Source organism: Geminocystis sp. GBBB08 (assembly GCF_016743215.1).
Taxonomy (GTDB): Bacteria; Cyanobacteriota; Cyanobacteriia; order Cyanobacteriales; family Cyanobacteriaceae; genus Geminocystis.
This window is the reverse complement of sequence record NZ_VRZC01000318.1, coordinates 1-635: the sequence shown is the minus strand read 5'-3', so window position 1 is coordinate 635 and position 635 is coordinate 1. Positions and strand designations below refer to the sequence as shown.

The following is a 635-nucleotide window of genomic DNA, read 5'->3' as shown; positions in this document are numbered from 1 at the left end:
GGTGGTTGGCTAACTGGTACTACCTTCGTTACTTCTTGGTACACTCACGGTTTAGCTAGTTCTTATTTAGAAGGTGCTAACTTCTTAACCGTTGCTGTATCCTCCCCTGCTGATGTTTTTGGACATTCCTTACTATTTCTGTGGGGTCCTGAAGCTCAAGGAGATTTCACTCGCTGGTTTCAAATCGGTGGTTTATGGCCTTTCGTAGCATTACACGGAGCTTTTGGTTTAATTGGCTTCATGTTACGTCAATTTGAGATTTCTCGCCTTGTAGGGATTCGTCCTTATAACGCTATCGCTTTCTCTGGTCCTATTGCCGTATTTGTTAGTGTATTCTTAATGTATCCTTTAGGACAATCAAGCTGGTTCTTCGCTCCTTCTTTCGGAGTAGCAGGAATTTTCCGGTTTATCTTGTTCTTACAAGGATTTCACAACTGGACTCTCAACCCTTTTCATATGATGGGTGTTGCGGGAATTTTAGGGGGTGCTTTACTTTGTGCTATTCACGGTGCAACGGTAGAAAACACTTTATTCCAAGATAGTGAACAAGCAAACACTTTCCGTGCTTTTGAACCTACCCAAGCTGAAGAAACCTACTCTATGGTAACAGCTAACCGTTTCTGGTCTCAGATTTT

1 pseudogene is annotated in these 635 nt (G+C 42.4%); it reads left to right on the top strand.

The features are described 5' to 3' along the window. Window positions 1-635, top strand: a pseudogene (locus FWJ34_RS19455) (photosystem II D2 protein (photosystem q(a) protein)); the annotation flags it as partial.